18 protein-coding genes and 1 tRNA gene are annotated in these 24,591 nt (G+C 41.6%); 14 read left to right on the top strand and 5 right to left on the bottom strand.

Annotated elements, in window-relative coordinates:
• Nucleotides 1-260: 260 nt before the first annotated feature.
• The 4 genes from BR06_RS0114365 to BR06_RS0114380 all read left to right on the top strand — a co-directional run bounded on the left by BR06_RS0114365 (nt 261) and on the right by BR06_RS0114380 (nt 3,073).
• A tRNA-Pro gene (locus BR06_RS0114365) sits at nt 261-337 on the top strand.
• 313 nt (nt 338-650) lie between these two features.
• On the top strand, nt 651-866 hold the full coding sequence (locus BR06_RS0114370; protein ID WP_031484249.1) for a hypothetical protein: 216 nt from the start codon (nt 651-653) through the stop codon (nt 864-866).
• Nucleotides 867-895: 29 nt separating this feature from the next.
• Nucleotides 896-2,425 carry an RHS repeat domain-containing protein gene (locus BR06_RS19850; RefSeq protein WP_169738249.1) on the top strand — a complete coding sequence of 510 codons (1,530 nt, stop codon included), beginning with the start codon at nt 896-898 and terminating at the stop codon, nt 2,423-2,425.
• Nucleotides 2,426-2,494: 69 nt separating this feature from the next.
• On the top strand, nt 2,495-3,073 hold the full coding sequence (locus BR06_RS0114380) for a hypothetical protein (protein WP_031484252.1): 579 nt from the start codon (nt 2,495-2,497) through the stop codon (nt 3,071-3,073).
• Between the two features lie 115 nt (nt 3,074-3,188).
• Here the strand turns inward: BR06_RS0114380 and BR06_RS19340 are convergent, their stop codons facing one another.
• Nucleotides 3,189-3,602 (bottom strand): tyrosine-type recombinase/integrase, encoded by a 414-nt coding sequence (locus BR06_RS19340; protein WP_169738250.1) that lies wholly within the window; start codon nt 3,600-3,602, stop codon nt 3,189-3,191.
• Between the two features lie 592 nt (nt 3,603-4,194).
• On the opposite strand from BR06_RS19340, the gene BR06_RS0114390 reads away from it, so the two are divergent.
• From BR06_RS0114390 to BR06_RS19855, 3 genes are read left to right on the top strand one after another with little or no spacing between them, the layout of a single operon-like run.
• The gene (locus BR06_RS0114390) at nt 4,195-5,349 is read left to right on the top strand and encodes an HD domain-containing phosphohydrolase (RefSeq protein WP_031484254.1); all 1,155 of its coding nucleotides are present in this window, start codon (nt 4,195-4,197) and stop codon (nt 5,347-5,349) included.
• Entirely contained in the window at nt 5,342-6,571 is a 1,230-nt protein-coding gene (locus tag BR06_RS0114395; protein ID WP_031484256.1) for an HD-GYP domain-containing protein, read from the top strand. Before BR06_RS0114390 ends, BR06_RS0114395 begins: the two co-directional genes overlap by 8 nt.
• A gap of 13 nt (nt 6,572-6,584) precedes the next feature.
• Nucleotides 6,585-6,983 (top strand): bacteriohemerythrin, encoded by a 399-nt coding sequence (locus BR06_RS19855; protein ID WP_031484257.1) that lies wholly within the window; start codon nt 6,585-6,587, stop codon nt 6,981-6,983.
• 174 nt (nt 6,984-7,157) lie between these two features.
• Here BR06_RS19855 and BR06_RS0114405 read toward each other — a convergent pair whose 3' ends face one another.
• The gene (locus tag BR06_RS0114405) at nt 7,158-7,634 is read right to left on the bottom strand and encodes a hypothetical protein (RefSeq protein WP_031484259.1); all 477 of its coding nucleotides are present in this window, start codon (nt 7,632-7,634) and stop codon (nt 7,158-7,160) included.
• Nucleotides 7,635-7,671: 37 nt separating this feature from the next.
• Entirely contained in the window at nt 7,672-9,792 is a 2,121-nt protein-coding gene (locus BR06_RS0114410) for a SpoIIE family protein phosphatase (protein WP_031484261.1), read from the bottom strand.
• Nucleotides 9,793-10,327: 535 nt separating this feature from the next.
• On the opposite strand from BR06_RS0114410, the gene BR06_RS0114415 reads away from it, so the two are divergent.
• The 4 genes from BR06_RS0114415 (at nt 10,328) to BR06_RS0114430 (ending at nt 18,939) form a co-directional block, all read left to right on the top strand.
• Entirely contained in the window at nt 10,328-11,707 is a 1,380-nt protein-coding gene (locus BR06_RS0114415) for a TolC family protein (protein ID WP_031484263.1), read from the top strand.
• 58 nt (nt 11,708-11,765) lie between these two features.
• A complete protein-coding gene (locus BR06_RS0114420) occupies nt 11,766-13,958 on the top strand; it encodes an efflux RND transporter periplasmic adaptor subunit (protein ID WP_031484265.1) in 2,193 nt (730 codons plus the stop codon).
• Between the two features lie 21 nt (nt 13,959-13,979).
• A complete protein-coding gene (locus BR06_RS0114425; RefSeq protein ID WP_031484267.1) occupies nt 13,980-17,885 on the top strand; it encodes an efflux RND transporter permease subunit in 3,906 nt (1,301 codons plus the stop codon).
• Between the two features lie 154 nt (nt 17,886-18,039).
• Nucleotides 18,040-18,939 carry a class I SAM-dependent methyltransferase gene (locus BR06_RS0114430; RefSeq protein WP_031484269.1) on the top strand — a complete coding sequence of 300 codons (900 nt, stop codon included), beginning with the start codon at nt 18,040-18,042 and terminating at the stop codon, nt 18,937-18,939.
• Nucleotides 18,940-19,060: 121 nt separating this feature from the next.
• On the opposite strand, the gene BR06_RS0114435 is transcribed toward BR06_RS0114430, so the two are convergent.
• Together BR06_RS0114435 and BR06_RS0114440 are read right to left on the bottom strand one after the other, a co-directional pair.
• The gene (locus tag BR06_RS0114435; RefSeq protein ID WP_031484271.1) at nt 19,061-19,333 is read right to left on the bottom strand and encodes a hypothetical protein; all 273 of its coding nucleotides are present in this window, start codon (nt 19,331-19,333) and stop codon (nt 19,061-19,063) included.
• Nucleotides 19,334-19,446: 113 nt separating this feature from the next.
• On the bottom strand, nt 19,447-20,193 hold the full coding sequence (locus BR06_RS0114440; protein WP_031484273.1) for a transporter substrate-binding domain-containing protein: 747 nt from the start codon (nt 20,191-20,193) through the stop codon (nt 19,447-19,449).
• A 402-nt stretch (nt 20,194-20,595) separates the two neighbouring features.
• On the opposite strand from BR06_RS0114440, the gene BR06_RS0114445 reads away from it, so the two are divergent.
• The 3 genes from BR06_RS0114445 to betB are packed head-to-tail and all read left to right on the top strand — an operon-like array spanning nt 20,596 to nt 24,568.
• Nucleotides 20,596-21,381, top strand: coding sequence for a FadR/GntR family transcriptional regulator (locus BR06_RS0114445; protein WP_034603058.1), 786 nt, complete (start codon nt 20,596-20,598; stop codon nt 21,379-21,381).
• A 15-nt stretch (nt 21,382-21,396) separates the two neighbouring features.
• A complete protein-coding gene (betA, locus tag BR06_RS0114450; RefSeq protein ID WP_031484276.1) occupies nt 21,397-23,034 on the top strand; it encodes a choline dehydrogenase in 1,638 nt (545 codons plus the stop codon).
• 52 nt (nt 23,035-23,086) lie between these two features.
• Nucleotides 23,087-24,568, top strand: coding sequence for a betaine-aldehyde dehydrogenase (gene betB, locus BR06_RS0114455; protein WP_031484278.1), 1,482 nt, complete (start codon nt 23,087-23,089; stop codon nt 24,566-24,568).
• Nucleotides 24,569-24,591 lie beyond the last annotated feature (23 nt).

A 24,591-nucleotide genomic window follows, 5' to 3' on the forward strand; every position in this document is an offset into this window, starting at 1 on the left:
AAGCGGATATACTGCTAAACAAAATCGCCGGACTATGAATCGTAAGATTCAAGGTCTGTCCCCGTCTCTACTATTGTCGAGACTTTTTTCAGTATTACAAGCTGATGGGGGACAGACTGTAGACCGGAGAGCAAAAAAAGAAGCCGAGCATCTTCTAGTTCAAAAATCTCTCATCCACCCTGATTTAATAATATTTCATCAAAAATTATTTTTAAGTTGACAGTGAGCAAAAATGGGAATATTTCAACTTTCACTCGAGTCGGGATGTAGCGCAGCTTGGTAGCGCACTTGGATGGGGTTCAAGGGGCCGGAAGTTCGAATCTTCTCATCCCGACCAAAAGAGTAAAGAATATGGGTTGGTTAACGTTAAGTTAACCAACCCTTTTTTGCGTGGTCTACACTTTGGTATACACTTTGGTATACATTGAAACCATAATGAAGAATTTACGGTGGGTGTGTACCTCCTGTTAAATTACCGCTTCAACTAGATTCATGCCTGTGCGAAATTAAAAATACATCTCCACGCGTCACTGTCTGCCATCCTCTGTCGCCTATATAACTTATCCTATTCTTATTGGACGTGGTGAATTCTTTCAGAATCGATGATCCTGAGAGAATTTATTTGTTAACCTTAATAAGAGGATTTTTTTATGAGTACCCAGAGCAATTTTATTTTGCAGAAGAAAAGATGGCAAGATTTAAACCCATCAGTAAGAATGTATGGCACAAGCGAACCACCAGAAATGCAACTTGATAATATGTGGGAAGTTGTTTCTCGCTCTACAGGTGAAAGGTTGCATATGGCTGAGACTGATTTTTCGGAATTTACCTCTTCAGATAATCAGATAAAATGTACCCTTCCATGATGAAACCTGATGTTAAACGGCGTTGGGATATGAAACAGCATGAATCTAAGAATCAGAAGGAAAAGTATAATCGCATTGAGCGAATGGCTCGTGCGCAGTTTGTACAAGAGAACCCAGACCTTAAACTGGCTCAGGATTTAGCTAAGACCAGCTATGGCAAGGATCTTTTATCGGAAGCTATGCGGACTGGCTCTAGCTCCCCTACAACAGGAACAGGCGCTGATTTACACGATGAATTTGAGCGTGATGGTGTCAGTTCTAAGTCGGATGAAAACATTAAGGTGACTCCTTTTGCTGTAGCGGAAATGCAAGCCCCCTACTCGACACTCACAACTGCGCGTGACGGTGATGGTAGAATTGTCGAAAAGCTACTCCACCTCGGAACCATTTATCATCATGTTCAATATGACTACGATGAGGGTGGAAGGCTCAGCAGGGTTTTTAACGACGGTAATGTCATTGAGTCGTACGAATACGGCAAGTTTGGCGAGCGGCTTTTCGCTGACACGGTAAGTTTTGGTAAGTGCCAGTATGTTTACGATAAAAGTCTGAAACTTGTTCAGGCTGGCGAGGTTAAGTATTCTTACGACGCCAAAGGTCGGCTTGTTTTGAAGCAGGACAATGGGCAGATCACAAAATATTCGTATCTGCCAAACGGTGCGCTTCACAAAGCACAACTACCTAACGGTCGTATTGTTGAATATCATTTCGATTCCGAAGGTATGCGTATAGCCAAATCCGTTAATGGAACGGTTACCGAAAAGTATCTATGGAAGGACTTTACAACACTTGAAGCTGTCGCTGATGGTGCGGCCCAAAACGTGAAAGCCTTCGCCTACGATGATGAAGGCGATCCAGTTGCTATGATATACAACGACAAGATGTATTATTTCGCATCTGATCAGGTCGGCTCCATCTATATGGTTGCGGATGGGAATGGAAATAAGGTAGAGCAAATTATATCTGATTCGTTTGGTAATCTCATAGTCGATACTAATGGAGCTATTGATATCCCTCTAGGTTTCGCAGCGGGACTTCTCGATAAAGATACTGGCCTAGTTCATTTTGGATACCGTGAGTATGACCCTGAAATTGGACGCTTCACCACTCCCGACCCAATTGGGTTTGCGGGCGGAGATGTGGATGTTTATGGCTACTGCTGGGATGATCCGAATAATTTTGTGGATCGGGATGGTTTGATGGGCTATGTGCCAAGAATAGCTCAATACGCACCTACTGTAATTAATGCCTTAGATCCAAGTAGACCTTCATTGGAAGGTGCAGCCCTTGATTTCGTTGTGGATACACTTAATAATCAAGATGTTGGTGAAAATATTAAGAAATTGCAAGAAGGAAGATTTGGAGAAAAGGAAGATGTTCCGCTTAGAACCGACCTGAGAAAACAAAAAGAAAAGAGCAAAGAAAACAAGAAAAAAAAGCAAGCCGAAGAAGGTAAAAATACTATTGATAAAAATATTGAAAAAATACAAGAAGGCAGGTTCGGAAAGAGAGAACGTAGGCCAACAAGGTCTGATTTGAAGAATAGTAAAAAAAAATAATGTGAAAAAGGTACTAAGCTACGGGAGGCTTCTCCCGTAGCTTAGACTAATCACGGATAAGGATCATTTATGCTGAAAGAATATTACTTATTTTATAAAGATCAATGGTTCGTTTGGATGATGGTCGCTATAAGTGTATATATCATGGGGATTTTGATTGGTAGACGCTCGCTATTCCTCTTGTTTTTCTGTGTTACTATTTCTCCCTTCTTGCTCTCTAGCGCTCATCGATCTTTCATGTCTTATTTGAAAAGTATGTTTACTTTTAGGGGGTTGCTAAGGGTGACATTTATCACTTTCTCATCCCTTTTTATTGTTGAATCATTATTTGCCTTTGTGTTTATCAAATTTTATTTTGATGGCATTACAATTATTCAAGATGTTGCAAAATCATTTTTATGGGTCGCTATATCAGCGATTATTTTATATTTTATTTATAAAAAAAAGATGGTTCGAAAAATAAATGATGAAGGAATAATTATCGGTGTTATCATGCTCGTTTTGGGATTAACCTTGCAGTATACAATTTTGGGATATTTTTACTCATCAAATAGTTATTTTGGGTCACCAATAAGCGTTGTTTTAGATTGTTTTTGCATGGGTAGTTTTATTTATATTTTGAATAGCTCTTTACGGCTTAAGCACTAACTATAGCAGGATGACACCGTTGCTATGCATGATAAATATAAATGAGGATAAAGTAGATGCAGAATGACACATAAAACGAGCCATCATTTCGGATCTACACCAAACAAAGGAACGATCACAACGTTGGCTTCAAATTAACAGCTTTAGCTTTCTCACCTTGCATAAGATGGTAATATTTTTGCTGAGTTGTGCTAATGCTTGAATGTCCAAGCATTGCTGATACAGCAGCAAGGTCTGCCCCATTTCTGAGCATCTCTGTCGCCCACAAGTGTCTTATGTCATACATCCGTACCGGGTAAGTAATTCCAGCTTTTTCTACAGCAGTCTTAAAACTTCGTCTTATTTTTTTCAGCGGCTTGTTAAGATATTCAATTATAAATTGAGATGAGGGATTTAGCTCTCTCTTTACTTTTAACTTATTATTGTCAGTCAGGTTGAGCGGAATCAAACGGTTTGACGTTGCCGTTTTTGTCCCTCTGATATGCAATGTAGAGTTTTCATAGTTGTGATCCAACCATTGCAACGACAACAGTTCCGAATTTCCCGTTCTAGCACCACACATCCATTCAACTCAATGGCCCAGCTTAGGTGCGGTGCAGCCACTTTTATTAACGACTTAAGATCCTCTACATTACTCCTTGAGATTCATATCTAGAGGTATTCTACTTCTCAAAACAAAAGTTCAGTCCCACAACAGCACTGACCTACAAACATGCTTAATCTTTTCAGCCGTTCAATTCTCTACCAAAACCAGCTAATAAAACTACTGCACGCGCCTTCTCGCACTTCTGAGTGTTTAATATTAACTTTGTGCTAGCAAAGATCTTAGATGAGGTATAATAATAATAAGGTAATTGCATTATCTTTACGCTATGTAACATTCAATCTTTGACATAATATATTTTACAGACATTATAATAAGCTAAGATTGGAAATATTAATCACATCGTAGATTATTTTATATATTGCCAGATAAATGTCCTTATTGCCGAAATATGTTGAAGATTATTTGTGTATAAAAATCGCGATTTAAACAGCGTCTGTTAGATGGTATTACCATATGTTGTTGTGCTGAATTGTTGTGTAATCTTGTAGAGTATTTAGTTGTATGGTGAAATATTATGAATAAAAATTTATTTGTTGTCTCAGAGAATATGAATATTATTTCATCAATTGTTAAGTTATGCAGTCCGATTTGTAATGTCGTTGCTTCCAGCATAGATTTAGTAAATTTATTAATCTTATCTAGTAACACTCCTCCATCAGTTATAATTATCGAATGTAATAATTATTTGGACGTGCGCGAAGTCTTAGAAAAAATAAAAGAAAAATTTGGCGATATCAAACGCGTTTTGATAATTTCTTTCCTAGAGGATAAATTAAGGCGAGAGATAAATGACAAAGGACTTGCTAATAAAATAATTGTTAAACCATGCAGCAAGGCATCTCTTTTAAGTCTTTTGAAAGGAGGTACTTGTCACGATAAGACTAGTGTTCCAATTAGCAAACATTTGATCGGTGGTATAATAGAGGGTTACGGTGCAAAAATTCCAGTTGTTTTTAGAGCATTCGATAGAATTTGTACAAATATTGATTTGATTGAAAAATATATTCATATTGATACCTCTTTTGCTAAAGATGTTTTGGCATACTACATTTTAGCTATTACGAATCTTAGCTCTGAACTTATTCAAGATATGCTGTGTGGTTCTCAAAGTAAAAAAGATTCATATGCCCTTCTCCATGAGCAGTTAACAAAAATAAAAGACGTTACATTGTCAAATGATCCCAACTGTGATCCATTGCCCCTTAAAATAATGATGTATACGAACAAAAGATATAATGGAAAAGGGTTCCCTAAAGATGATGTCGCAGGAGAATTTTTACCATATTTATCTAGAATTTTTAAAGTCCTATTTGATTTTCACTACTTAATTGAAAAAGGTAAAAGTACTGGTGAAGCTGTTTTTATTTTAAGCAGGCGAAACGGTTGGTATGATAATGAGATTTTGCAGGGCTTAATATCTTCACAAGGTGAAGAAGCTACTTTTTATTTGCGTGAAGTTTTCCCTCTGGGTTTACAATCTGAAATGATCATGGCGCAAGATTTGTACGTGACTGTAAAGGGAAAAAACCTCCTGTTAATAAAAACAGGCCAAATTTTATCAGATAAGAATATCGACTACATCCACATGCATGCTCAAAACATATTAGATGTAACTGAACCAATACTCATCAAGGAAAGTGTTGTTTTGGGTGAGGATAGCTATGCTTAAAAAAATTTCAGTTAAAAGGGTTCAGCTAGGCATGTATATACATCTAAAAGATGTATCGTGGTTCGATCACTCTTTTTTACGGTCTAAATTTTTGCTTAAGGAAAAGAGCGAAATTGCAGATATTCTAGGAATCGGCTGTGATTATGTTTATTACGACCCAGCAAAGAGCAGCACAGAACCTCTAGTTATTGACACCTTAATAACTAAATCCGCCCCGAAAAAAGACGCAAAAGAAATAAAGAAAAAGAAAGCCTCAGCTCTTAAAAAGCGTAAAGAAAATTTTGTTGAAACCGAAAAAAAATTTTATGCTTCGGCGCTCAAAGCGGATGAAATCATGCAGGGAATTTTGAGTGGGACTACTTGTTATAGTGAAAAGGCTCAGCAAATGTCTCATGAACTTGCGATCATTTTTAGTGCCGATGTACAAGCTACACTGAATTTAATAAACTTTTCAGCAGAAGAAGAGGGGTTATATTATCATTCACTAAATGTTTCTATTTTATCCTGCATGCTCGGCAAGCAACTTGGAATTAGTGAAAGTGAAATGAAATCTTTGGCTTTTGGTGCGTTAATGCATGATCTTGGAAAATCTAAAATACCCAAAAAAATACTCTTAAAACAAGGTACTTTCACTAAATCAGAGGTTAAAATTATTCAGATGCACCCGCTTTTCGGCGTAGGGTTGCTATCTGGAATGAAATCTGTAGATCGAGACGTAATGAAAATTATTTATCATCATCATGTGCGCAGAGATGGTACAGGATACCCTTTACAGATAACTTTTGATAAAGTCAGTTTGTTACCTAAAATAGTCTCAATTATAGATATTTATGACAATTTAATTAATAATAGGCGTGTTGAAAAGAGCCTAACTCCTCATCAGGCGCTTGCAACGATTTACGGGAAATGGGCTTCAAAGCTTGATGAGAACGTTTTAGGGCATTTTATCAGAATGCTGGGCATATATCCTCCAGGGTCGATCTGCAGATTGGATTCAGGAGAAATAGCATTGGTTGTGTCCATTGGGGAAAACCCGCTGCTTCCTGATGTTATTTTATATGATTCCGATGTACCTAAAAATGATGCTATGATTTTAACTCTTGGAGAAGATATTGATAGTAAGATTGATAAGATTCTTTCTCCTAAGGATCTGAATCCTGCGGAACTATCTTATTTGTCACCTAAGTCCAAGATCGGTTATTCTGCAGAAGTAAAACAGTAGAGAGGTTAAAACCATGCATATAGAGTGGGATGATAAATATTGTATTGGTCACTCTGAGATTGATGCTCAGCAAAAAAAAATGTTTGAAATAATGAATACAGGTGCAAAGGATGAGAACTGTACAGATTTAAAACAAATAGCTCTTGTCCGTGAGTTGTTACAGTATGCCAAGGAACACTTTGCAACGGAAGAATCCTATATGCAAGAAATTGGATACCCGAATCTTCAAGAGCATAAAGAAGAACATAAAAAAATGGCTGATGCAGTTGAAATATTGATTGTGAAATTATATTCGGAAGGACCTATTGACGTAGATATTTTTGAAAAGTTTACGGAATCATGGATTATCAAACACGTGCTACAGAAAGACTGCAACATAAAGGATTTTGTGGAGAACAACGTCATCGATTAGTTTGTGTGGACACCAGATGTCTTTTTTGCGTTCAACCAAAAGTTTTGTTGTGAGAGTTTTATTATTAAAGCTGTTTAGTACAAAGAGTAAAAAATAAGGGTCAGTTAACTTGTCGTTAACCAACCCTTTTTTATTTTATAAAGCCTGTAAAGGAAGCTGCAAAGATAACCAGAATTACATTCCGATAAGACCCTTAACTGTGGTCATAGCTTTATCCATATCTGCAATGCCTTCAGTCATCATGGACATTCCTGTTGCAGCGTCAGTCTTCATTCCGCCCATACCTTTCATCATTTTCATCATACCCATGTTACCGCCCTTCATGGCAGTTTTAATTTCAGCAGCGTTCTTAGTTCCTTCGGCAGCCTTTTCGATCATGGACATACCTTTATGCATCGGCATCATTTCTTTTTTCATCATGGACATACCGTCAGCAGATGTAGAGGAGTCTTTCATCATGTCCATACCGTGCTTCATGGAAGTAAGACCCTTCTCCATCATATCTACGCCTTCAGGAACGGTACCGGTAACCATTGCTTTCTCTCCATGCCCCATGCTGCCATGTCCCGCACTCATATCCATTGCGAAAGCTGCGGATGAGAACATAAGGGTAAGAACCATTGCCAATGCGATGCTAGTAAATTTTTTCATAATTTAAACTCCGTAAAACTGTTGTTTATGTTGAAAGTTAATAACTTTTAATAACCACTATTGTTAGATCATCTTCTTGAGGCTTTTTACCAGTAAACCTTTGTACAGCATCAAGGACACTGTTAACTATTTCTACTGCCGGTTTATCTTTCCCAATTGCAATAACCTCCTTAAGTCTCTGTTTTCCAAAGAATTCACCGTCTTCATTCGATGCTTCCCAGATTCCGTCAGTTCCTAAAATCAAAATTTGCCCTGCTCCGAAATCATCATACTGACTCACAAAGTAACAGGATTCATCCATTATTCCTAAGGCAAGACCGTCGCCAACCAGTTCAATAAAATCTCCGGTAAGTGGGTCAAATATCAGTGCTGGCTCATGTCCTGCACGGACCCAGCGCAATCTTTTTGTATGAGGATCAAGTTCAACCATCATCATGGTCATGAACTGCCCTGTTTTGTATGTATCTGACGCGATTAAGCGGTTTACGTCAGTCATAATTTTTCCGAGTTCTCCGTCATTAATCATTCTTGCCCGCAAATACCCACGAGCTGACCCCATAAGCATTGCAGACTGAATTCCATGTCCACTTACATCCCCTACTGCGAAACATATACGGTCATTATCACCATAAGTTTTAATGTAATCAAAGTAGTCGCCACCAAGTTCATCACAATATCTGCTCTCACCATGAATATCGAATAAATCGATCACAGGTGATTTTTGGGGCAAAAGATTGGTCTGTACTTCCATGGCGACATCAATTGCACTTTTGATCTCAATATGTTCGCGCAAACTCGGTACCATTTTATTAAAGTTGTCGGCCAGTTCGCCAACTTCGTCAGTAGTTTTGACTTCGACATGGGCAGCAAAATCGCCAGTGGAAATCCGCTTGACTCCTTTTGCAAGAATCAAAATACTTTCAGTAAAACGGCGCGACATGAAAAATGCCAACAGTGTTACAAGCAGAACAACGCACACAAGGATATAAACCAATCCTTTAAGTTGCTCATTAATACTAGTATGGATCGATGCTTCAACCTTTAGAGCCGGTTCAACCACATCTGAATGAGGCAGAATAAGAATTAGTGCCACTCCGCGTTTATCCGGCGCAGAAAAAGCCCAAATACTTTCTATATCCTTATAGGGCATGCTCATTACACCAGATTTTCCTTGTTCAAGAAGTGTCTGGAATTTCTCAAATTCAGCGCTGCCTGAGGAAGTCAATTGCTCCTGATTTAAGGATGGCATCCACATGTTCATTTTCATCATGGAGTGCCTATTGCCTGCAGGTAGTTCTTCAGCAACCACCATAACTTTTTTATTGCCGTCTACATCTGTCTTTGCTTTAGCTAAAACTGAGAAAATATTGTGAGAGAAAGCATTTAAGTGATTGTAACCATGTAGCAATGTATCAAGTGGAACGTCTGTGGAGAGAACTCCAAGCTTAGTACCGTCTTTCGATATGATACTGACCGATGCCGTAAGCACGGTTTTTCCAGTTACGACATCTTTGCGTGGCGAGGACCAGTTTATTTCACTGCCTTTGTTAACTGTGCTCACAGCAGAGTGCATTTTATCTACAAAAGATAGTGCAGGGTAACTTAGCGATTCTCCAGAAAGAAATTCAGCTCGTATCCAGAGATTCAGCTCTGGATTATTTCTTTCCGTATTCTTGAAAAGAGGAAGAACTGACGACATATATTCGATAGGAACAATATCTGCGAAAGACGCCGGTCCGGGCATGTAACGCAAGGTTCTAAAATTTAGACGAAGATTCCGGTGCATGCCGGACCATGATTTAGGGCTATATTTTTTAGCCAAACGAATCTTTTCAGACTCCTCGTTTTTGGGATCGGAATATAAAAGAACTTCCGGTGGAGTATATGCTCCCCTGTCCTGAATCCAGAGTGATAGCTCCGCAGAAAGCTGCCGCAAATTGAGCTCGACAATTTTCCGTTGTTTCTCAAGAACTCTAGCATGATCTTCAACTAACCTTTTAAGTTCAACACTACTTTTTTGGACAAGTTCATGTCGTACTTCTCCACCAATACTATCAGCGAGCAATCGCATAGAATCTAAACCATTAAATTGAACGGCTAGAAGTGGAAGAATTGATACCAAAAGGAGCAAAAGCAGCAACTTGGATCTTATTTTCATAGAAGAGTGTCCTGCATTAATCGCCTTGTCGCAGTTACGACAAAAAAGGGTGAACTCGGATCAAGTAATATTACTCTACTTAAAACTTTAAGGATATACATATTTGAGGACAGACATGACACTTCACTTAATGTTCCACTAATGTATTTACTCATTATTTAAGTATCTTAAGATTTAATACATTATTAATGTCATGTTTCATAAACCTTGAATGTGCCAAATACTGCACTTAAGCCATTTTACACCCAAATTAACGAAGAACGCGACTCAATTCTATACCAATTAGGTAGTCTTTTGCAAGAGGCACTTTGATTAACACTTGTGCAAATTTGAGTTATTAAAAAAAATAATACGCAATATCAACAGCCATTAGTGCAAAAAAGTGCACATATAAGATTTTTAATGCTAGCCCCAAGCTATATATATGAGTTAAGGTTCATGTTAGAGATTATAATTCCCTCCCTCTATAGGTTGGAATAGTATTTGCTAAGCTAGAAGTGGCTTTAATCAAAGTAGATATTTTTTAGGAGATCAGATGCAACTTAAGCTCGGATACCAACTCGCAGCAGTATTGCTTTTAACAATTGTCTCGGCATTGTATCCCATGCAATGTCAGGCGGAAAGTAGTTCAGAGGAGCAAATCGCAAGCTATGAACCTGCAGGCGAAGGAATTAAAGAACTAAGAGAATATCTTGTTGAAGCTGCCCGCAACAATAACGATCTCTATGCCGCTTTTTATAGTTGGAAAGCAGCCTTACAACGCGAAACTTCCGTTTCGAGCCTCCCTGATCCTAGATTCAATTTTGCATGGTTCATTCAGCCTGTTGAAACAAGAACGGGCCCTCAAGAATTCAAATATGGTCTCAGCCAGACTTTGCCATGGTTTGGAAAGCTGGGAATAAAAGGTGAACAAGCCCTTCGCGATGCAGATATTAAAAAATCCGGTTTTGATACTTTAAAGCTAAAAGTCTTTTACGATGTTAAAAGAGCGTATTATGATTACGCCTACCTTGCGCAGGCTATTCGAATCACGCGTGAAAATATAAATTTAATGAAATACTTAGAATCCGTTGCCCGTTCCAGATATTCAACAGGAGCAGGAGCATATGACGGTGTGATGAAAACGCAAGTTGAACTTGGTAAACTTCAAGACAGGCTCCGCTCGCTTGAAGAGCGCAAAAGACCGACAGCCGCAAAACTACTTTCCGCTATGAACAGACCTGATGGGCAAAGTTTACCGCTGCCATCCTCTATTCCCGTAATGAAAATTGACGTTAACCCGGAACAGTTCAAAAAAGATTTTAAATCCGGCAATCCACGTCTGCAAGCATTGGGACATAAAATCAATAAGCAAAAGCTATCCGTAGAATTGGCCGAAAAAGATTACTATCCTGATTTCACCTTCGGAATTGATTATATTCAAACAGGCGAATCTAGGTCGCCCAACGTAACTAACGCTAATACAGATCCATTGATCACCGGATTGTCCATAAACCTCCCAATCTGGTTTGATAAGCAGGAAGCACAAGTCCTTGAAGCTGAATCAAATGTGAAGGCTGCCAGCCGCGAAAAATCGGGGCTTGAGCGTCGCCTTTTAGCTGACCTTGAACTTGAAATTTATAAGTACGAAGACGCCCTAAGAAAAGTCAGCCTCTACCGCGATAATTTAACCCCGAAAGCAGAACAATCTCTGGCTGTTTCCATTGAAGCGTTTCAGTCAGGTTCAGCAACGTCCACGGATCTGATTGACGCGGAAAGAACCCTCATCGAATTTCAACTGGCATTTTATCAGGCCTTGGCAGATCAGGCCAAGAGAGTTGCCGCCATTGAATTCCTCGTTGGTAAGGAAATTCCATGCACTATCCATGGTCAGGCCGCACTCAAATCTTCTGAATCTATGCCGACTAAGCAATAACTTTTCAAAACCTGACAATCTCAAAAATTGATAATCTCCAAAATATGGAAACATTTATATGACCAAATTTAAATTCGGGAAACTCGGCATATTGTCGGTTGTAGCAATAGCCCTTCTGGCATTCGGAGCCGGATTCTGGACTTCGAGTGGTTCAAATAGTGGTAATACAAACCCTGTTGCCGAGCATTCTGACCATGGACTTGAAGCAGAAGTGACAGCGGAAGGAGAGGTAGTTTGGACCTGCTCCATGCATCCGCAAATTCAATTGCCAAGCCCGGGCAAATGTCCTTTATGTTTTATGGACCTTATCCCCCTCGAAAAAGGTGGTGATTCCGGTGATGAAGCTATCAGCCTTCGCCAGATCAGCCTGACAAAACAAGCGCGTAGACTAGCTAATATTGTTGTAAGTCCCGTTGTTAAACGCAAAGTCAGCGTTGAAACAAGGATGGTCGGAAAAGTAGACTACGATGAAACCCGCATGGGAACCATCACAGCTTGGGCCGGCGGGCGTATTGACAAATTATATATTGATTACACAGGTAGCTCGGTCCGCAAAGGTCAGGCTATGGCTTCCATATACAGTCCAGAACTACTAACCGCTCAGGCTGAACTGATTCAAGCGGTAAAAGCGGCTGAAGCTCTAAAAGACAGCTCCCTTCAAATTGTTAAGAACACCGCAAAACGTACCGAGCAGGCTACGCGCGAAAAGCTCAGACTCCTCGGGCTATCGAAAGCTCAGATTGCAAATACAGTTAAGAATGGTAAGGCTTCCGACCATATCACTATTTATTCTCCCATGAGCGGAATTGTTATTAAAAAGGATGTTGTAGAGGGTGTTTATGTTAAAACAGGAATGCCGATTTACACCATTGCGGACTTATCGCGCGTATGGGTTATTCTGGAAGTATACGAATCGGATCTGCCTTGGATAAAGATGGGAATGCGAGTCGGTTTCACAACTGAAGCTTATCCCGGTAAGGATTTCGAAGGCAAGGTCGTTTATATTGACCCTGTTGTTAATGAAAAAACCAGAACAATCCGCATTAGACTTGAAGTCCCCAATAAAAAGATGAAGCTCAAGCCGGGCATGTTTGTCCGCGCTGTAAATCTGGCGGAAGTAGCTAAAAAAGGCGATGCCGGAGCACAATTGGTAATACCCGCTTCCGCGCCGCTAATTACTGGCAAACGCGCTGTTGTCTACATTGCCGTGCCCAATAAGAGCGGCGTATATGAAGGTCGCGAGATTGTTCTTGGCCCAAGGGCTGGCGACTACTATATCGTTAAATATGGTCTAGCTGAAGGCGAACAGGTCGTTACAAATGGTAACTTTAAAATCGATAGCGCGGTCCAGATTATAGCCAAGCCTTCCATGATGAATCAGGAAAGCGGGATTAAAGCAATTGATCATAGTCAGATGCAGACTGCTGGCACTGAGGCTACTCCAAAGAGCTCGCTTCCCCCTATTTTTGTTTCAAAAGTAGTCCACCTTAAAAACTCATTTGATCGTCTTCAGGAAGTCGCGAAATCAGGCAACGTCAGCGAAAGCCGCGAGCTTTACGCTGAATTCTTTAAGAGCATAGAAGCAATAAATAGCTCAGGCCTTAAAGGTGACGTATCACTCGCGTGGAAAGAATATTCCATGCTCCTGAGGAATGACGCTGTTCTCGGAAGCGGAGCCAAGGACAAAGAAAGACTTCATAAGATCACCGCTGAAACTGCAAAGCACTTTATGCGTCTAGATATGACCTTCGGCATTTCGGCTCTTGCTGAATCTATAGGTAAAGTTCTCGATACCCCTGAAGAGTTCAGAATTCAGCTTGGTAAAGTTTTCACGGCTTATTCAGCGTTTACTGATTCCCTAGCTGCAGATAATCTGCAAGATGCGCATAAGTATGCCGCCATGATTTCAGGTGAACTCAAAAAGGTTAATTCAGGACTACTCACTGGTGAACCTCATACGATTTGGGCTGAATCTATCGAAAACATGAACAACGGTCTGGACGCAATCCGTAACTCTAAAGATATAGTCGGAGTACGCGTTGGTCTGGAGCCGCTATCTTATGGCCTTACTGAGGCGGTAGATAAACTCGGAATCGTAACCGACACCCCTGTATATGAATTATTCTGCCCCATGGCTTTTGACTTCAAAGGCGCTAAGTGGCTGCAAAGTGATGAAGATATTCGCAATCCCTATTTCGGTGAAACAATGCTCAAATGTGGTGATGTAGAACGTCAGATTAAAGGCCAATAAGCGGGATTACGGAGAATCATCATGAGCGATAATTTATCAACTAAAAACGATAGACCAACCCCGAAATCACTGGTGGATAAGGTCATTCTGTTCTGTCTTGAACAAAAGCTTGTAGTAGCAATGCTTTTGCTTCTGGTCATTGGTGGCGGCATTTTCGTTGCGCCGTTCGACTGGAAAATTGAAGGAGTCGATCGCTCCCCCGTCCCTGTGGACGCTATCCCTGACATTGGTGAAAACCAACAGATCATTTTCAGCAAGTGGATAGGCCGCTCACCACAGGATGTTGAAGATCAGATAAGTTACCCGCTGACAGTTGCGCTGCTTGGGATACCGGGAGTTAAAACTGTACGCAGTTATTCCATGTTCGGATTCTCCACAATTTACGTAATATTTAATGAAGATATTGATTTCTACTGGTCCCGTTCAAGGTTGCTGGAAAAGCTGAACAGCCTTCCCGCAGGCACTCTTCCGGCGCAGGTTAAACCCGCCCTAGGACCCGATGCGACAGCTTTAGGACAAGTCTATTGGTATACAATAGAAGGCCGCGATCCTGACGGCAACACCACAGGAGGCTGGGATTTAGACGAACTGCGTTCCATACAGGATTGGTACGTCCGCTACGCGCTCCTTGCGGCTGACGGAGTAAGCGAAGTTGCTTCTGTTGGCGGATTTGTAAAAGAATATCAAATAGATGTAGATCCGAACGCCATGCGATCAGCTAAGGTAACACTTGCTGACGTTTATCAGGCAGTAAAAATGTCCAACCTTGATGTCGGTGCTCGCACAATTGAGATCAACAATGCCGAGTATGTTATCCGCGGGATTGGCTTCATCAAAGATTTGAAGGATATCGAAAGCTCGGTTGTTAAGGTCGTTAACAACATTCCAATCCGTATCAGTGACGTAGCCAGAGTTATCAAAGGACCTGCTCTTAGACGCGGCGCTCTCGATAAAGGCGGCGCTGAGGTTGTGGGCGGCGTGGCTGTTGCCCGTTATGGCGAAAACCCGTTGCAGGTTATCGAAAACATTAAGAATAAAATTATCGATATCAGCCCCGGTATGCCATCAAAGATTCTGCCGGATGGAACAGAATCGAAGCTCACCATAATTCCATTTTATGATCGCTCGGGCCTCATTCATGAGACACTGGGAACGCTGAACACTGCACTTACAGAAGAAATTCTGATCACCATCATTGTAGTTCTTATCGCAGTAATTCATCTTAAAAGTTCACTACTTATTTCATCACTGCTGCCACTTGCCGTGCTTATGTGCTTCATCGGAATGCGCGTATTTAAGGTAGATGCAAACATCGTAGCCTTGTCTGGAATCGCCATTGCCATTGGAACAATGGTGGATATGGGCATAATTATCTGTGAAAATATTTTGAAAAAGCTCGAAAAAGCGGGCGAAGGGATTAGTCGGCTTCGGCTGATTTATGAAGGAACTACAGAAGTCGGCAGCGCGGTCATGACCGCCGTTGCAACCACTATAGTCAGCTTTATGCCCGTATTTTTTATGGATGGCGCTGAGGGTAAGCTTTTCAAGCCGCTCGCCTACACCAAAACATTTGCACTGCTTGCTTCAATCGTCGTTGCTTTAACTGTTTTACCAGCTATGGCGCATCTTTTGTTCACAGCTCGCAAAAAATATGCGAGCGGGAAAAAGACCTACATCCGCGCTGCAGTCTACTTGTTTTGCGGAATCGTAATTTCCTTAATGGTTAAATGGTGGGTGGGACTTTTCTTCATTTATTTGGCCATTAAAACCGTTGCCCTACCCTTTGTTCACCACCGCGGACATCGACTCATCGGTCATGTGGAAAACTGGACTGTCATAACCATGGTCGCGTGGGTACTGACAAACTCATGGCTCCCGCTAGGGCCGGAAAAAGGAATAAGCATTAACTTTACTTTTGTTGCCGTTACCATCGGCGGACTTATGCTGTTCTTTGAATTTTTTCGCAGAAATTATCCTAGAATGCTCGGCTGGTGTCTTGAGCATAAAATACTGTTTCTCACGCTTCCATCCTTTATTGTCACACTTGGTCTTACCATCTGGCTTGGGTTTGGAAACATAACCGGATTTATGCCGGAAATGATTAGATCCTCGGAAGCTTACGTAAAAGTAGCTCATATTTTCCCGGGTCTGGGCAAAGAATTTATGCCCGACCTAGATGAAGGTGCATTCCTGTTTATGCCAACGACCATGCCGCATGCCTCTATTGGAGAAGTGCAGGATGTTCTGCAAAAACAGGATATGATGATCCAGAATATCCCTGAAGTTGAAATGGCTGTCGGCAAACTAGGAAGAGCTGAAACTTCACTGGACCCCGCACCTATTTCAATGATTGAGACTGTCATCAATTACAAGCCTGAGTATTTAATCGATAAATCAGGTAACAGACTGCGCTTTAAGTTTGATCCGGATCAGAAGGACTATTTCCGAAATGTAGCAGGCGAACCAGTGCCTGCCCAAGACGGCATGGCGTATCTGGTGCAGGGATATTATGAGCGTGATGATAAAGGTAATTTGATTGAAGACGAATCAGGCAAGCCCTTTAGAATATGGAGAACAGCCCTAAACCCCGGCCTTAATCCTGATCGCGAAGCTTGGGACGGAATTACCGATCCAGATGATATCTGGGATGAAATTGTTGATGCGGCAAAAATGCCCGGTGTCACTTCCGCACCAAAGCTTCAACCTATCGCAGCTAGAATTGTTATGCTGCAATCAGGAATGCGCGCACCAATGGGCATTAAAGTTAAAGGACCGAACCTCGAAGTCCTAGAAAAGGTCGCCCTCGATCTTGAAGGATACCTAAAACAAGTAGGATCGGTACAGCCGGAAGCCGTCATTGCCGATCGTATTGTAGGTAAACCGTACCTTGAAATAATCATCGACCGTGAGGCCATCGCAAGGCACGGCATCATGCTCTCTCAGGTGCAGGATGTCATAGAAGTCGCAGTAGGCGGAAAGGTTGTGACAACGACAGTTGAAGGTCGTGAGCGCTATCCTGTCAGAGTTCGCTACATGCGAGAACTAAGGGACAACATTCACGGGCTGGGCAATATTTTGGTTAGTGCATCGCGCGGTGAGCAGATACCACTTAGCCAACTGGCGGAAATCAAATATGTGCGCGGCCCGCAAGTAATTAAAAGCGAAGACACCTTTTTAGTGGGCTATGTTCTATTTGATAAAAAACCCGGATTTGCCGAGGTTGATGTGGTCGAACAGGCCCAGACTTTCCTTGATTCTAAAATTAAATCAGGCGAGCTTATCATCCCGCCCGGTGTTTCGTACGAGTTTGCCGGAAGTTACGAAAATCAGATAAGAGCGCAAAAGAAACTGGCATTGATTTTACCACTGGCACTGCTCGTAATCGTGCTGATTCTATATTTACAGTTTAAATCTCTAGCGACTACGTTAATGGTATTCTCCGGTATATTCGTAGCATGGTCAGGAGGATTCCTGATGGTATGGCTGTATGGTCAACCGTGGTTCCTCAATTTTTCGGTATTCGAAACGCCAATGCGCGAACTGTTTCAGGTTGGACCTATCAACCTAAGCGTAGCAATATGGGTAGGTTTCTTAGCATTATTTGGTATTGCCTCGGACGATGGGGTAATCATGGCGACATATCTCGATGAAAGTAAGAAAGATATGCGTACAAATAGCATCGCTGAAATCAGAAAATCCATTATCGAAGGTGCCACACGCAGGATACGCCCGGCTCTAATGACCTCTGCCACAACGATTCTAGCTCTTTTGCCGATTTTGACGTCAACTGGACGCGGCTCTGACATCATGGTTCCAATGGCAATCCCTTCGTTCGGAGGTATGTCCATCGCGATTCTTACCGTGTTTGTTGTGCCAGTACTTTATTGCGGGGTAGAGGAATTAAAATTCAAAAGAATAAGCAAATAATTTTATAAATAGTCACAACAAATAAGAGTCATCCATTTTTGTCTTAATCTGTCGTTTGTAATTCCCTAATTGTTTACAATACAATTGGAAAAATGTAAGTAATTTAAGGCTGATTATCAGATTAAACAGAATTCAATCACGAAGAGAGTTACAAATGCCCAATCAGATAAGCGATGACATAAAATTAAATCTTTTGGATATTGATCGAGATACCGGCATAAGTGGTACTGAGCTTGAACTAACAGCTCTTAGGCTTTCTCTTATCCATACAGACGAAAACAATAATAAAATGATATCACGCTCAGACCTGACTGCGCTGTTCGAAGCCCATTTTAAAGGTCGTGAGTATTCTTACACCTTCAGGCTCCCTAGGTGGCTTGAAACATGTGATGTCCCCTGGTGCAATGTTCTCCGTGATTTTTATAAAGATCCGGTAACGCGCCCTGCTTCTTTATCTCCCCAGCAAGGAGAATTCATAAGATCCTTAATCGTAAATTTCAATCCCAAAACGGTGGTTGAGATTGGTGTATTTCTCGGTATTTCAACCCTTTGGGTTGCCGGAGCACTTGAAGATGCGGATCAAAATGGAAAACTCTACTCGCTAGACTTATTTAGGGATATTCTTCCCAAGCCGCCTACAAGAACAAAATGCGTTATCGATCCGTTTACTGATGTCAGCGAAAGGATTAAGCGCGCAGGATTGGATGACATTGTAACTTTTGTAAAAGGTGATTCCAAACAAATTGGGGCCAACTGGAAGACCTATTCCACTGATCCGATTGACGTGCTTTTCATTGATGGAGATCACACAATACCCGGCTGCCTAGGAGATTTCGAAGCTTTCCGCGAGCATTTAAACGAAGAAGCACTCATCATTTTGCACGACATTTTTCCTGAAAATTGCAGCTGTGACGGACCTCGATATTTAATCGACATGTTAAATAAAATTGGGGAAGTCCAGATATTTGAACTGGAAACATCACCGCACAATTTCGGAATGGCAGTTATAAAGTTGAAAAAAAGAACTAAGTCTCGGAATACAGTCCTAGAATAAATAAAACTTATGTTTAACTAATACATATCTCTTATAACACAAAAAAGCCCCGTAACCGTAATGGTTGCGGGGCTTTTAAATGTCATAAGGTATGACAGTCAAATCATATTTAAGCGTTAAATTATAATTCTTCTGCTGAAAGTTTTCTAACTGTCAGATGATAGTGAGCATCAATGCCATCACAAATAGGCATACGATTAGACTCAAGAACAATGTAAGTTCCAGCATTGCCGTTATCTGATGTATGCACGATCAAATCCTTAGCATCTATAACCATATCTATCTCAAAAGTAATTATCCTTTGAGCAGAAACAACGGCTTTAATACCTTCAAATGCATCACCGTTTACTTTCTTAAGAGTAACAATATCTTTAGCCATAATAGGTAGAATCATTATATTTCCTCACGTTTTTTAATGTTGATGCGGCATCATAATGGTGTGAGGAGGAATGTCAATACCAAGAACCTCAAGGCATGCCTGAGATATTTTCTACCAATTTTGAAATATTAGCGGTAACGATCATAAATTTGTTCGATAGTTCCATCATTTAATAACTTTTGAATAGCCTCATTGAAGCGTGGAACCGCATTCTTTTTACTAGGATGGAAACGGATCATCATATCCAGAACACTGCAAGGTTCTCCTACCATCAACTTCCCCGCGAGATTCTGTGTTTTAATTTGGTACTGAGCAAAATCCTTATTCATAAGCGCCTGATCCAGGCGCCCTGCAAGCAGTAGTTGAATTAGTTTGTTCTCACTGCGAAGAGGATGAGGCTTAATACGCTCATCAGCAAAATACGGTGTATATACGGGGTAATAGTACCCACTAATCACTCCTACGGTCCTACCTAATAAGTCTTCGGGTGAATTAACTGGAAAATATTTGTCCGCATTAAACAGCAGAATCTCTTCGGATACCGCAAAAGGAATACTATAAATGGCTTTTAAAGATGAGGACTTCCGCCAAATCGGATTGGACATAGGCTCTATATCAATTTTACCTTCATCGAATTGATAAAGCGCGCGTTTAAAAGGAACGCGAACATATTCAACTGTATCACCAGTATCTTTAACTAAAGCAGCGAACAAATCTTTAATGATTCCAGTCCTTGCGTCACCTTTGTCAAAAGAATACGGCGGTAGAGAATCGACGTGAAGCATGACACGAAAATTCTCCGCAGCACTTATTTGTGCAAACGGAGAAGTAACAATAAAAATTGCAGTCATAATCCAGATCAAGAAAAGCTTCATTTACTATTAACCTACACTATTACTTTATCAAAATAATTAATTAAAAATATAATATATCATACATAAATTTAACGCGTTAGGCAAAAAAAACTTACAATTTACTAGAGCAAATATATGTATATCAAAGAGATATACCTTATACTCAATCTCGTTTCATTATAACCTACCAATATAGTGTACTTATTTCAAATACAATAAGAAGATCATTTCACAAACTGCCCCATTAATTAAAGTTAAAAAAACTTAACCGCAGGGTGAGTTAAACCAACCTTTGCATAAAAAAGGTGTTGACATCAAAGTAAAGTCACACATACTAATGGTACGACCATTTGAGGGTGACCACATAACTTTCAGGCAAAAAAAGACTTTAACATCCTCAAAACGAACTTAAAGGTACGACCAATGATCGAAGATAAATTTATTGAGAAACTTTTTATACCTGTTTCCATTGGCCGAGTGAGTGAGGAAGTTGTCTTACAGATTGAAGCCGCCATACTTGATGGAAGACTCAAGGCTGGCGAGCGGTTGCCCAGTGAACGGGAAATGCAATCCCAGTTCGGAACTGGGCGAGGCGTGATCAGGGAAGCGATCAAGATTCTCAAGCAGAAAGGTCTTCTTGAAGTCCGCAAGGGGGCCAAGGGCGGTGCATATGTCAGACAGTTGGAAGTATCCAATGTATCTGAATCACTGGCTCTTTTCCTGAAACAACATCAGGTTTCCCCTGAAACTCTCATTGAATTTCGCGAAAGCATGGACCGCACAATTACCACTCTGGCAATTGCCCGTTCAAGTGCTGAAGAAAAAGAGGCATTACTTAAGGAAGCTCTGCGCTTTAAGGCTACACTGCTCGAACCAGAGCCTGATTTAGTAGCTGCGGCTGAGATTGACCGTAATCTAAATATAATGCTGGCCCGCATGGCGGGAAACGAACTTTTTGAATGGGTGATGCATGCACTGCAAATGGGATTCAGTTCTCACGATTTTGCATTGTATGAAAGCTCTTCATACCGGTCCAAAGCGGCCAACAACTGGAGCGACACAGCGCGCGCTATTGCAGAAGCCGAGCCGATGAAAGCGTTGTCTTTTATTGGCTTACACTATGCACTACTTCGCCAATGTGTTGATGAAATGAATGGCGATGCAGCCTCGATGGTTGCGCCGTTTCTTGATGATAATATTGAAGAATAAAGGAGTTAATTAATTATGAAAAAATATGATTTTATAATTGTCGGTGGTGGTTCAGCTGGATCAGTTCTAGCCAATCGTCTAAGTACTAATCCAAAGAACGAAGTACTCGTGCTTGAAGCAGGACGTCCAGATTACAAAATGGATTTTCGTATCCACATGCCTGCTGCGTTAACATACCCTCTTGCAGGAAAAACATACAACTGGTGGTATGAATCTGATCCTGAGCCACACATGAAGAATCGCCGAGTTTACCAGCCACGCGGTAAGGTTCTTGGCGGATCCAGCTGTATCAATGGAATGATCCACATTCGCGGAAATGCAATGGACTACGAAAAATGGTCCAAAGACGACGGCCTCGAGAACTGGTCTTACGCAGACTGTTTGCCTTACTTCAAAAGATTTGAATCCCGCATGGCAGGCGCTACTAAATATCAGGGTGCTGTCGGCCCAGTTTACTTGACCACCCCAGAATGTGACAATCCTCTTTTCGACGCTTTCTTTGGCGCTGTCCAAGAAGCAGGCTACCCTCTCACTGACGATGTGAACGGCTACCAGCAGGAAGGATTCGGTAAATTTGACCGTACCACATATAAAGGACGTCGCTGGAATGCAGCCCGTGCCTACATTCATCCGGTTAAGAACCGTAAAAACCTCACAGTAAAATGTGGAGCCATGGCAACACGCATTCTTTTCGAAGGAAAAACTGCCGTGGGTGTTGAATATGAAAAAGGCAAAAAGACTGTAAAAGCTTACGCCAAAGAAGTAATTTCTTGCGGTGGTTCAATCAACTCTCCTCAGCTGCTTCAACTTTCCGGTATTGGTAATGCAAAGGAACTTGCAGCATTAGGCATTGACGTTGTTCACGATCTTCCAGGCGTAGGTGAAAACCTTCAGGATCACCTTGAACTATATGTACAGTATGCCTGCAAAAAACCTGTCAGCATGTACCCATGTTTACAGTGGTACAACCAGCCTAAGATCGGCCTAGAATGGTTGCTTAAAGGAACTGGTTCCGCTGCTACCAACCATTTTGAAGCTGGTGGTTTCATCCGTAGTAATGATGAAGTGGAATACCCCAACTTGCAGTATCATTTCCTACCCGTCGCAATCCGTTACGACGGTTCAGCTCCAGCAGCAGGACACGGATATCAGGTTCACGTTGGCCCTATGAACACTGATGTTCGCGGACACGTAAAAATTAAATCCAAAGATCCTAAAGAATACCCGAGTATTCTATTCAACTACCTCTCTACAGAGAATGAACGTAAAGAATGGGTTCAGGCTATACGCAAAACCCGTGAGATTATGACTCAGCCGGCATTTGACGAACTCCGTGGAGATGAGCTGGCTCCAGGTATTCAAGCACAGACCGACGAAGAGATTCTCGATTTCGTTGCCACCGAAGGTGAATCTGCTTATCACCCAAGTTGTACATGTGCCATGGGAACCCATGACATGGCCGTTACCGACTCACAATTACGAGTTCGCGGTATAGAAGGACTTCGCGTTGTTGATGCCTCGGTCATGCCTTACGTGACCAACGGTAACATCTACGCTCCTGTCATGATGATTGCTGAAAAAGCGGCAGACATGATTCTCGGAAACGATCCGATGCCTAGAGAAGACGCCCCTTACTACAAACATACTAAATAAATATAATTTAAAGCTCTCCCGCATAGCGGGGGAGCTTTTTTGTGAGGTCATTATGATACAGGGAAAAATGTTCATCAACGGCGAATGGGTTGCAGCCCTTTCCGGATCCGAACGCGAAATTATAAATCCTTTTGATAGCTCTGTAATTGCGAAGGTTGCCGAAGGAGCCAGAGAAGACTCCGCGCTTGCAATCACCGCAGCACGCAATGCATTTGATTCCGGCGAATGGAGCGCAACTCCAGCCTCTGAACGCGGCAGAATGCTTTTCAAACTCGCAGACCTTATCGAACGCGACAACGAAGAACTCGCTAGCCTTGAAAGTCTGGATACTGGTAAAACAGTTGAAGAAAGCCGCTGGGACATGAACGATATAGCAGGTATTTTCCGCTATTATGCGGGCCTTGCAGATAAGAATGGCGGCGAAGTTATCGCTTCACCAGTGCCTAATTCCACAAGCATAGTTGTTCGTGAGCCAATCGGTGTATGCGGTCAGATTTCGCCTTGGAACTACCCACTACTTCAAGCCGCATGGAAGATGGCCCCAGCCCTTGCCGCTGGAAATACCATAATCATGAAGCCCAGCGAAATAACCCCGCTGACTGCAATCAAAGTTACCGAACTTGCTGAAGAAGTAGGCTTCCCAAAAGGAGTAGTCAATCTAGTCCTTGGAGCTGGAGCAGAAGTCGGAGCAGAGCTTGCCGAAAACGTCGACGTTGACCTCATATCCTTCACCGGAGGAATAGCAACGGGTAAGACTATCATGCGCGCAGCGGCTGTAAATGTTAAAAAAGTAGCCCTTGAACTAGGTGGCAAAAATCCGAATATCGTTTTTGATGACGCTGACTTCGATGTAGCAATTGATTACGCTCTCAACGCAGTATTTTTCCATGCGGGGCAAATATGTTCCGCTGGGGCAAGACTCATGGTACAAGACGGTATTCATGACCGCTTTGTGGAAGAGTTACGCAAAAGAATTGAAGCTATTGTAGTAGGTAACGGCTTTGAAGAAGGAACCCAGATGGGGCCGCTTATTTCTGCCGAGCATCTAGCTAAGGTTGAAAATTTTGTGCAAATGGCCCCTTCTGAGGGTGCAAAGCTTCTTACTGGTGGAAAAAGACCTTCTGATCCAAAATTAAAGGACGGATTTTTCTTTGAGCCTACCCTGTTCACCGACTGCAAGAATGACATGAAAATTGTTCAGGAAGAAGTCTTCGGGCCGGTAATTACCGTAGAGCGTTTCCAAACGGAAGAAGAAGTTATCCGCTGGGCCAACGATACTATCTACGGACTTTCCGCAGGATTCTGGACAAGTGACGCCGACCGCATTGAAAGAGTTTCTAAAGCTCTGAAATTCGGAACAGTTTGGATAAATGACTTCAATGTGTATTTCGTACAGGCCCCATGGGGCGGGTACAAACAGTCTGGAATGGGCCGTGAACTCGGTCATATGGGACTTGAAGAATACACAGAGGTAAAGCATATATTTAGGAATCATGCCCCCGAACCATTCAATTGGTTCAACACTTCTGCTTAATTGAAAGTGTTTTGTACAAAGCA

Origin of the sequence: Maridesulfovibrio frigidus DSM 17176 (assembly GCF_000711735.1) — a bacterium.
Classification (GTDB): Bacteria; Desulfobacterota; Desulfovibrionia; order Desulfovibrionales; family Desulfovibrionaceae; genus Maridesulfovibrio; species Maridesulfovibrio frigidus.

Bases quoted from the DNA above. Each gene is read 5' to 3' on its own strand.
- BR06_RS0114440 (WP_031484273.1), bottom strand. From the start codon at position 20,193: ATGAAGCTTTTCTTGATCTGGATTATGACTGCAATTTTTATTGTTACT.
- BR06_RS0114430 (WP_031484269.1), top strand. From the start codon at position 18,040: ATGCCCAATCAGATAAGCGATGACATAAAATTAAATCTTTTGGATATT.
- BR06_RS0114405 (WP_031484259.1), bottom strand. From the start codon at position 7,634: ATGAAAAAATTTACTAGCATCGCATTGGCAATGGTTCTTACCCTTATG.
- BR06_RS0114415 (WP_031484263.1), top strand. From the start codon at position 10,328: ATGCAACTTAAGCTCGGATACCAACTCGCAGCAGTATTGCTTTTAACA.
- BR06_RS0114380 (WP_031484252.1), top strand. From the start codon at position 2,495: ATGCTGAAAGAATATTACTTATTTTATAAAGATCAATGGTTCGTTTGG.
- betA (WP_031484276.1), top strand. From the start codon at position 21,397: ATGAAAAAATATGATTTTATAATTGTCGGTGGTGGTTCAGCTGGATCA.
- betB (WP_031484278.1), top strand. From the start codon at position 23,087: ATGATACAGGGAAAAATGTTCATCAACGGCGAATGGGTTGCAGCCCTT.
- BR06_RS0114425 (WP_031484267.1), top strand. From the start codon at position 13,980: ATGAGCGATAATTTATCAACTAAAAACGATAGACCAACCCCGAAATCA.
- BR06_RS0114395 (WP_031484256.1), top strand. From the start codon at position 5,342: ATGCTTAAAAAAATTTCAGTTAAAAGGGTTCAGCTAGGCATGTATATA.
- BR06_RS0114410 (WP_031484261.1), bottom strand. From the start codon at position 9,792: ATGAAAATAAGATCCAAGTTGCTGCTTTTGCTCCTTTTGGTATCAATT.
- BR06_RS0114370 (WP_031484249.1), top strand. From the start codon at position 651: ATGAGTACCCAGAGCAATTTTATTTTGCAGAAGAAAAGATGGCAAGAT.
- BR06_RS0114390 (WP_031484254.1), top strand. From the start codon at position 4,195: ATGAATAAAAATTTATTTGTTGTCTCAGAGAATATGAATATTATTTCA.
- BR06_RS19855 (WP_031484257.1), top strand. From the start codon at position 6,585: ATGCATATAGAGTGGGATGATAAATATTGTATTGGTCACTCTGAGATT.
- BR06_RS0114435 (WP_031484271.1), bottom strand. From the start codon at position 19,333: ATGATTCTACCTATTATGGCTAAAGATATTGTTACTCTTAAGAAAGTA.
- BR06_RS19850 (WP_169738249.1), top strand. From the start codon at position 896: ATGAAACAGCATGAATCTAAGAATCAGAAGGAAAAGTATAATCGCATT.
- BR06_RS0114445 (WP_034603058.1), top strand. From the start codon at position 20,596: ATGATCGAAGATAAATTTATTGAGAAACTTTTTATACCTGTTTCCATT.
- BR06_RS0114420 (WP_031484265.1), top strand. From the start codon at position 11,766: ATGACCAAATTTAAATTCGGGAAACTCGGCATATTGTCGGTTGTAGCA.